Genomic DNA, 8156 nt, shown 5'->3' on the forward strand with positions numbered 1-8156 from the left:
CGAACCGACCGCGCGGGCCATCTGCATCTCGCGGCGGAACCGCTCGCGGAAGCGCGGGTCGTCGGCGAGCTCCGCGCGGGCGACCTTGACGGCGACCTGCCGCCCGTCGCTGCCTTGTCCCAGGTAGACCGTTCCCATGGCACCACGGCCAAGCCTGCCCAGAAGCAGGTAATCGCCTATGCGTTGTGGTTGGTCCACCTTCACCGGATCGAGGGTAGCGGGAATTGGGCGTCAATCATCACATCTGAGTAGATCTACGTATCGTTGTCACCCATGGGCCGGACCCGCTTGTACCGCAACGGCGAACTCGTGGACCGGGGCTTCCCGGCCGATGATGTCGCGCACCACCTGAAAGATCCGTCCGCGGTCGTGGGGTCCGGCCTCCGCGCGCCCTCGCAGGACGAGATAGGTCTGCTGCGCGACGAACCGGGACTGCGGCGATTGGTTGCGACATGAAGATCCACCTAACCCGTCAGAGCGAGCTCGCGATCATCACGATCGACGCGCCGCCGCTCAACCTCTACGCGCTGGACGTCGACGCCGAGTTCCACGACGCCCTCGACGAGCTGGGCGACGCACGGGCGTTGCTGGTCAACGCGTCAGGCCGGGTCGTGTCCGGCGGCGTCGACGTGTCACTGTTCGCGGCCCAGGAGTACCGCGAGGACGCGCAGGCGCTGTTCGACCGCATGCTGCTGCTCCCGCAACGCCTCGCCACCCTGCCGATCCCGACCGTCTTCGCCGCGCACGCGCTGTGCCTGACCTGGGCGTTCGAGCTCGCGGTGGCGTGCGACCTGATCGTCGCGGCCGAGAGCGCCCGCTTCGGGCTGGTGGAGAAGGTCGTCGGGCTGACGCCGACGATGGGCGGCACGCAGCGCCTGGCCGCCCGCGCGGGCGTCGGCCGCGCGAAGGAGTTCGTGATGACCGGCGACCTCTACGACGCGGCCACGCTGGAACGCTGGAACGTCGTCAACCGTGTGTTCCCCGACGAGGGCTTCGCGCTGGCCGCCGAGCAGTTCGCGCTGAGCCTCGCCGTCGGGCCGACGCAGGCGCACGCCGCGACGAAGCAGGTGCTCGCGCACTTCGAGCAGGGCGGCGTTGCGGAGGCGGACGCTCACGTCACGACGATCGCGTCCGCGTTGTTCGAGACCGAAGATCTGCCACGCGCTGTGCACAGCTTCATCACGGACGGTCCCGGCCGCGCGACATTCATTGGTCGCTGATCTCACACATCAAAGAATCATATGGCTCGGTGATAAAACCGTGATCTGCCTGCTCACACGGATGGAGTATTCCCGCCGGGCCGGAAGATGATGTTGCGCCGCAACGGGATCCGCTTGACTCCTCCCGTCGGCACGTGCAGTGTGCTGACCGTTCAACGGCCCCGTACGAACTCCGTCGCACGAGTTTTGTACACATTTGGCAACGGCCGACGACACAATTAACGAGCGGTTCACGATCCCCCGTCGTGAACGCGCGTGGAGGTAGAACCAGCCGTGAAACTGAGATTGGCCGTGCTGCTGACCGGTGGTGTCATCGCGCTGGCCGCCTGCTCCCCTACCAAGGCGGCCCAACCGACACCCGTGGCCGAGAGCACCAGCGCCACCTCGACCAGCACTGCCAGCAGTTCCGCCACCCCGAGCAGCTCAGCGGCCCCCAGCAGTTCGGCGACCCAGTCAGCAACCAACGGCCCCGTGAAGCCACCGAACAACCCCGGCACCCCCGCGCCGGCCGGTTCACCTGGCTGGAAGCTCACCGAGGGCAACACCGGCCTCGCCGCGCACGGCCTGAACTGCGACTCGCTGCCCGCCTACACCGGCCCCGGCTCCCCCGGCGCGGGCACGGTGATCTCCGGCAAGCGGATCGAGCAGGCCCTCACGCTCTTCGCGGGCAACATCACCATCGAGAAGTCGTGCATCCGGCCCACCAAGCTCAACGAGGCCGCCCCTCTGGTCACGACGAACGGCCCGTGCGGCAACAACTCCTGCCAGGTCACCGGCGCCCCGGTGACCATCCGCGACTCGACCATCGACGGCTCGCGGCTGTCCGCGTCGACGATCGCGAAGTCCTGCGCGTTCCTCGGTGTCGGCACCCTGCAGCGCAACTACATCACCGGTATGGGTTCCGGCATCTGCTTCTACAACACCGGCAGCAACCTCAACGGCCTCGCCGAGGGCAACTACGTCCGTGGTCTGCGCACGGCCGGTGACGCGCACAACGACGGCGCCACCGTCCGCGACTTCCCGCTGGACCGCAACCCCGGCCGTACGCTGACGTTCCGCAACAACCGGATCGACTGCTCCACCGGCCAGGACACCGGCGCCCTGTTCATCCAGACCTACGGCGACGACATCGACAACGTCACCGTCGAGGGCAACCTGCTGGAGGGCGGCGGCTACCAGCTCGGCCTGGAGTCGAGCCACGGCAACCAGTACGGGCGCAACATGCGGTCCATCAACAACCGGTTCACCGGCAGCGGATGGGGCGCGGCGTACGTGACCGCCAACGGCGTCGGCTACAAGTGGGCGGTGTGGCAGGACAACTTCCTGCTGGACGCCAACGCGCCGGACGCGAAGGGCAAGCCCGCGGGCGCGCCGTAACTCGTGATGCGCCGTGGCCTGGTGCCTGTTCGCGGGCGCCAGGCCACGGCAAGCACAGGTCAGGGATTGTGGTAAACGCTGGTGAACGCGCGGTCGAAGCGACGCGCGGCCAAGTCCTCGCGCTGGATCACCCAGTGGACGGTGGCGCCCTCCCAGCCTTCCGCGTCCACCTGCCAGTCGGCCAGAAGCACCCAGTCCGCGACGTCGTCCGACACCGGTCCGTCCCACCCGCTCGCTTGCGCGGCCTTCACGGCACAGGGCACGGCGTTGGCGACCGGGTCGGACTCGATGGCCTCCTCGTCGGCGTATCCCCCGATCTGCAACGGCCCCACGGGGGCGATCCCGGCACGGGTGCTCTCCCAGACCGCGACGAGCTCCTCGGAGCGAGGATGCCCGGGAAGCGGCCTGCCATCCGGCAGTGGGAGCACCTTGTGGCAAGGCAGCGACACGTCGGCCGTCACCCGCAGCGGCCCCTGCGGGAACGCCTCCATCATCGCCACGTTGTGCTCCCAGCCGAAGGAGTCCCAGGCGAGCTTGTCCCGTTCCACCACCGCCGTTCCGGCGGGGACGTGCACCACGCTGCCCATGGTGTCGTCGTCGACCTCGGGGTAGGCGAAGAGCAGCAGGTGACCGTCGGCAGGCAGGGGCAGGTCCGTCGCGCCGGCGGGCAGGGCCGCGAGGTCGATGGAGGCGACGAAGGGGTGGGCGGGGTCCGGGACATCGGCCGGAAGCAGCAGCGGACCGCCGAACCGGCCCACGACCGGCCCCTCCCCGTCCGGCGTCAGCGTCGCGCACGGGCGGGCGGTGGTCAGCCATCGCTCCACGTCGTCGGCCGGTATGCCCCGCGCGATGGCCTCGGCGCGGAACGGACGCAACCGGTCCCGCATCTCAGGAGTCATGAACGAACCGTAAAGAGAGGGACCGACACCGCGGCTTCGACCTAAGCGTTGTCGCGGAACTTCAGCCACCGGGAGCTGAGCGAGTCCCAGATCTGCTGGTACCGCTGGAACATCTCCCGCACCCGCTCAGGATCGATCTCGTCGGCCGGCGTCGAGGCGATGTAGTACCCGAGATCGTCCTGCAGCCGGTGGAACTGGTAGCTGGCCTCCTCCATCAGCACCCACAGCGACCGCCAGGCGAAGAACGGTTCCAACGCGCTCACCACCGTCACCACCGCGATGAGCGAGAACGCCGTCCCCGTCCACGGATCCAGGTTCTGCAGGCCGAGGATGATCGTCGACGCGGCCGAAAGGACCAGCGTCGTCAGCCGGACCGCCACGGATTTCCAGCGGAACCGGTGCTTGCGGGAGCGTGCGTACAGATGCCCCCGCTCGATCTGGTCGCGAAGGTGCTGGGCGAGTTCGAGCGGCTTCAGGCCGGACGGCAAGTCGGTCACGCGCCGAAGATTAGTTCCGGGGTACGTTCCGCGGCGTGCAGTTCGCGGGACCGAGAACCTTGCTGGCCGTCCACGCCCACCCCGGCGACGAGTCGACGTCGACCGGCGGCATGCTCGCCCACTACGCCAGACAGGGCGCGAGAACCGTGGTGGTCACGTGCACCAACGGCGAGTTCGACGACGCGCCGAGCGGCGCGGTGCCCGGCGAGGTCGGTCACCACCCCAAGGCCGTGGCCGCGCACCGGAGGGCCGAACTACAGGCGGCGTGTGACGCGCTGGGCATCTCGGACCTGGAACTGCTGGGATATCACGACTCCGGCCACACCGGTGAGGTGCCGGAGGGCGGGCTCTGCACGATCCCGGTGGAGACCGCGGCCGGCCGGCTCGCCGCGCTGATCGAGCACTACCAGCCTCAGGTCGTGGTCACCCACTACAGCTCGCACCGCGACCACATGCACGTGATCCGGGTGGCCAAGCTCGCCGTCCACCGGACCGGCATCCCGGCCAAGCTCTACCTCACGGCCAGGGAAGGCTCCACCACGATCGACATCAGCGAGGTCGCCGACGAGAAGCGCAAGGCGTTGCGGTGCCACGCCAGCCAGCAGGTGCACGGGGCGTTCGCGTTGCAGGAGCACTACTTCCGCGCCCTCGACACCACCGGCGCACCGCTGCCGGAGACCGATCTCTTCGCCGGTGTCACCACCAGCGGACCGGATCTGCCTCACTGGTGAGACCCGGACGAGGCGTTCGCCGTGACGAACGCCCCGCAACCGGAGACCGACCTCAGAGCGGCAACGCGGACAGCAGGCCGTTCGCGAGCTGGCTCGCCTGAGCGAGCAGGCCGCTGGACTGGTGCACGAGTCCGCTGATCAAGTCCATGAGTCCGGCCACGGGGAACCTCCCGGCAAGACCCGGCGGGCTGGTCCCTCCGGGTGTTGCAGGAGATCAAAGCGTTGGCACCCGAACACCGCTCGCCCAGTCACACCATCGAGCTAAGTGGACTGTCTCGAATGGACTACCTGCGGCCCAGCGACGTGCAGGTGAAGCCCGCACGGCGGATGACGTCCGGGTCCAGGAGGTTGCGGGTGTCGACGACCACCGGCTGCCGCACGGTCTCGGCGAGGCGCGCCCAGTCCAGCGAGCGGAAGTCCGGCCACTCGGTCAGCACGACCAGCGCGTCGACGTCCTTGGCCGCCTGGTACGGATCGTCCACAACGGACACCGAGCCCAGGTCCGTGCCACCGGACAGCGCCGGGTCGTAGCCGACGAGCTCTGCGCCGGCTTGACGCAGGAGCGCCGCCACGGCAAGAGCCGGCGAGTCGCGCAGGTCGTCCGTGCCCGCCTTGAACGTGAGGCCCAGCAGTCCCAGTCGCACGTGGGACAGCGAGCCGCCGCGCTTGCCGGTGACCGCGAGACGGATCTTCTCGACCATCCGCAGCCGCTGGCGCTCGTTCGTGTCGATCGTGGCGCGCAGCAGGCGGAACTCGAAGTCCGCGGCGTCCGCGACCTGGAGCAGCGCGTGCGTGTCCTTGGGCAGGCACGAGCCGCCCCAGCCGGGGCCGGGGTTGAGGAACGCCTGGCCGATGCGCTTGTCGTAGCCCATGCCCTCGGTGACGTCGGTGATGTTCGCACCGAGGCGCTCGCACAGCTCGGCCACCGCGTTGACGTACGAGAGCTTCATCGCGAGGAAGCAGTTGGCCGCGTACTTGACCATCTCGGCGGAGGCCGCGTCGGTCAGCACCGTCGGCGCGCCGAGGCGTGCGTACAGAGCGGCGACGCGCTCGGCCGCGTCCTGCTGGTCGCAGCCGACGACGATCCGGTCCGGGTTCAGGAAGTCGTGGACGGCCGAGCCCTCGCGCAGGAACTCGGGGTTCGACACGACAGCAACGTCGTCACGGCGAAGCAGCTCGGCGGTCCGGATCGAGGTACCCACCGGAACCGTGGACTTGTTCACGATCACGCAACCGGACGGCAGGATGTCGCGCGTCTCGTCCACAACGGACTCGACGGCCTGCAGGTCGGCGATGCCACCGACACCCATCGGCGTTGGCACGCAAAGGAAGACGACCTCGGCGTCGGCCACAGCGGCGGACGCGCCGAGCACGAACGACAGCCGGCCGGACGCCAGTCCCTCACTGACGAGCTCGGCGAGCCGGGGTTCGAGGATGTCGACCTCGCCGCGCGACAGCCGCTCCACCTTGCCCTCGTCGACGTCCGCGCACACGACGCGGTGGCCCAGCGACGCGAGACAGGCGCCGGTGGTCAGACCGACGTAGCCGGTGCCGACGACCGCGATCCTTCTGACGAACATCATTCTCCCGTTCGGGTCACGGCGAACGCGCGGAGCACGGCGTCGTCGCTCACGTCGATCATCTTGTTGCCCCACTGGTCGGTGCCCGCGGTGAGCTCGGGCCTGCCGTCGGGAAACGGGCCGCGCGAGACGAAGCCGGTGAGCCCGTCGAACACCGCCACGTAGTTCTCGGCCTGCGGGCGCCAGTCGAGCTCCGCCTCGCAGCGGCGCCGGCCCTCGAAGCCGAGACGGGCCCGGCGTTCCGCGTCGTCCAGCAGGTCGAGCAGTGACGTCGTGAACGCCTCGACGTCACCCGGCTCGACGTAGACGGCGCAGTCGCCGGCGGACACCACGGTCTCCGTCAGCCGGTACGAGACGACCGGCAACGCGTAGGCCATGTACTCCATGGTCTTGTTCATAGTGGACACGTCGTTCAAAGGCGACAACGGATCCGGGCCGAGACCGGCGGAGGACGTGGACAGATAACGGGTGATCTGTTCGGGCCCGACACGTCCGGTGAACTCGACGTACGGATCGAGTCCCCACGCCGTGGCCTGCTTCTTCAGGTCTTCCAGGCAGTCGCCGAAGCCCAGCAGCGCGAACCGGACGTCGGTGCGGCCGCGGTCGAAAACAACTCTCCGTGCGACTTCGAGGACGCCATCGACGCCGTCCTGCGGGCCCATGATTCCCAGATAGGCCACCAGATGTTTGCCGCCGCGCCGGAGCTCGTCCACTCCCTCGACAGGTCGCATCACGGTGGTGTCCGGGCCGGAGCGCACGACGGTGGTGTGTTCGGGCGGCACGGAACCGCGCGTCCACGCGATCTTCTGGTACGAGGTGTTGGTCGACGTCACCCGGTGGGCCGTGCGGAACGTCCGGCGCTCCAGCCACTTCAGGATCCGGTACTGCAGCTTGCCTGCGGGTCCCTTGGGCTCGCCGAACCGCGAGAGGAACACCTCGGGGTTGAGGTCGTGGTGGTCGAAGACGAACTTGACGCCACCGAGCCGCCACAGCAGGGCGAGCGCCCAGTAGGTGTCTGGCGGGTTGCACGCCTGCATCACGTCGAACCGCCTGCGGGCGCGGACCTTCACGCTCAGCAACGCCGTGTGCACCCAGCAGTACAGGAACTCCCACGCGTAGCCCAGCGCCCCTTCGGCCTGGGGCGGCGGAGCGTACTTGTACAGGTGCACTCCATCGAGGAGTTGGTAAGCGGGATCACCAGGACCCTTGGGGCAGATCACCGAAACCTCGTACCCGGCGGCGGTCAGAGCGCGGCACTCCAGCCACACCCGGCGGTCCAGCGGCACGGGGAGGTTCTGCACGATGATCAACACGTGCGGCGATGACGTCACGCTCTGGTTCTCGCTCGGGAGGGCAAAACGGTTACAGCTTCCGCGAATCTCGTAACGGAGATTCCGAAACGCTCGATGTAGCGGGCACAAGCCCCGAAGCGAGGAGCGGTTGTGGAGCGGTCACCTGTCGCGGTGGTCATCGTCACGTACCAGAGCGAACAGGTCATCGCGGGATGCCTGGACTCGCTGCCCGATGACGTCAGGGTCATCGTCGTCGACAACGCTTCCACAGACGGAACTGTGGCCTCTGCCACCCGCCCCGGCGTGGAAGTCCTCCGCAGTCCGGTCAACGCGGGATTCGCAGCGGGCGTGAATCTGGGCATCAAAGCCGCTGAGGGCCATGACGTTCTGGTGCTCAACGCGGACATCCGGTTGCACCCCGGAGCCATCGCGACACTGCGCGCTGCCGACCGGCCGATCGTCGTTCCCCGTCTGGTCGACGAGAGCGGTGCGCTCGCCCACTCGCTGCGTCGCAGGCCTCGCGCCGCCGGCGCGTTCGCGGAGGCCCTCATCGGCGGCGG

The 8156-nt window shown here is 68.6% G+C and carries 10 protein-coding genes and 1 pseudogene; 5 read left to right on the plus strand and 6 right to left on the minus strand.

The genetic code is table 11. The features are described 5' to 3' along the window. Positions 1 to 204: pseudogene (locus tag FXN61_RS44545) on the minus strand (serine/threonine-protein kinase); the annotation flags it as partial. A 69-nt stretch (positions 205 to 273) separates the two neighbouring features. Here FXN61_RS44545 and FXN61_RS44550 point away from each other — a divergent pair. Both FXN61_RS44550 and FXN61_RS44555 read left to right on the plus strand, forming a co-directional pair. After that, positions 274 to 456, plus strand: a complete 183-nt coding sequence (locus tag FXN61_RS44550; RefSeq protein ID WP_167979864.1) for a hypothetical protein — start codon at positions 274 to 276, stop codon at positions 454 to 456. Beyond that, positions 453 to 1220 carry an enoyl-CoA hydratase/isomerase family protein gene (locus FXN61_RS44555; protein WP_167979865.1) on the plus strand — a complete coding sequence of 256 codons (768 nt, stop codon included), beginning with the start codon at positions 453 to 455 and terminating at the stop codon, positions 1218 to 1220. The genes FXN61_RS44550 and FXN61_RS44555 overlap by 4 nt, the downstream gene beginning before the upstream one ends. A gap of 230 nt (positions 1221 to 1450) precedes the next feature. Here the strand turns inward: FXN61_RS44555 and FXN61_RS44560 are convergent, their stop codons facing one another. Continuing rightward, positions 1451 to 1708: a hypothetical protein gene (locus FXN61_RS44560; protein WP_167979866.1), complete on the minus strand. Its 258-nt coding sequence runs from the start codon at positions 1706 to 1708 to the stop codon at positions 1451 to 1453. On the opposite strand from FXN61_RS44560, the gene FXN61_RS44565 reads away from it, so the two are divergent. Continuing rightward, entirely contained in the window at positions 1692 to 2597 is a 906-nt protein-coding gene (locus tag FXN61_RS44565) for a right-handed parallel beta-helix repeat-containing protein (RefSeq protein ID WP_167979867.1), read from the plus strand. The genes FXN61_RS44560 and FXN61_RS44565 overlap by 17 nt on opposite strands. A 59-nt stretch (positions 2598 to 2656) precedes the next feature. Here the strand turns inward: FXN61_RS44565 and FXN61_RS44570 are convergent, their stop codons facing one another. Continuing rightward, positions 2657 to 3496, minus strand: coding sequence for a DUF1963 domain-containing protein (locus FXN61_RS44570; RefSeq protein ID WP_223165856.1), 840 nt, complete (start codon positions 3494 to 3496; stop codon positions 2657 to 2659). A gap of 41 nt (positions 3497 to 3537) precedes the next feature. Continuing rightward, positions 3538 to 3993: an SLATT domain-containing protein gene (locus tag FXN61_RS44575; protein ID WP_167979868.1), complete on the minus strand. Its 456-nt coding sequence runs from the start codon at positions 3991 to 3993 to the stop codon at positions 3538 to 3540. A gap of 35 nt (positions 3994 to 4028) precedes the next feature. On the opposite strand from FXN61_RS44575, the gene FXN61_RS44580 reads away from it, so the two are divergent. Next, positions 4029 to 4724, plus strand: coding sequence for a PIG-L deacetylase family protein (locus FXN61_RS44580; protein WP_167979869.1), 696 nt, complete (start codon positions 4029 to 4031; stop codon positions 4722 to 4724). Positions 4725 to 5008: 284 nt separating this feature from the next. Here the strand turns inward: FXN61_RS44580 and FXN61_RS44585 are convergent, their stop codons facing one another. Beyond that, positions 5009 to 6304: a UDP-glucose dehydrogenase family protein gene (locus tag FXN61_RS44585; RefSeq protein ID WP_167979873.1), complete on the minus strand. Its 1296-nt coding sequence runs from the start codon at positions 6302 to 6304 to the stop codon at positions 5009 to 5011. After that, the gene (locus tag FXN61_RS44590; RefSeq protein ID WP_167979870.1) at positions 6304 to 7635 is read right to left on the minus strand and encodes a glycosyltransferase family 4 protein; all 1332 of its coding nucleotides are present in this window, start codon (positions 7633 to 7635) and stop codon (positions 6304 to 6306) included. The genes FXN61_RS44585 and FXN61_RS44590 overlap by 1 nt, the downstream gene beginning before the upstream one ends. Before the next feature lie 111 nt (positions 7636 to 7746). Here FXN61_RS44590 and FXN61_RS44595 point away from each other — a divergent pair. Beyond that, positions 7747 to 8156 (plus strand): glycosyltransferase family 2 protein (locus FXN61_RS44595; protein WP_167979871.1); only part of this gene is annotated, 410 nt, incomplete at its 3' end.

This window comes from Lentzea indica (genome assembly GCF_012184385.1).
Classification (GTDB): Bacteria; Actinomycetota; Actinomycetes; order Mycobacteriales; family Pseudonocardiaceae; genus Lentzea; species Lentzea indica.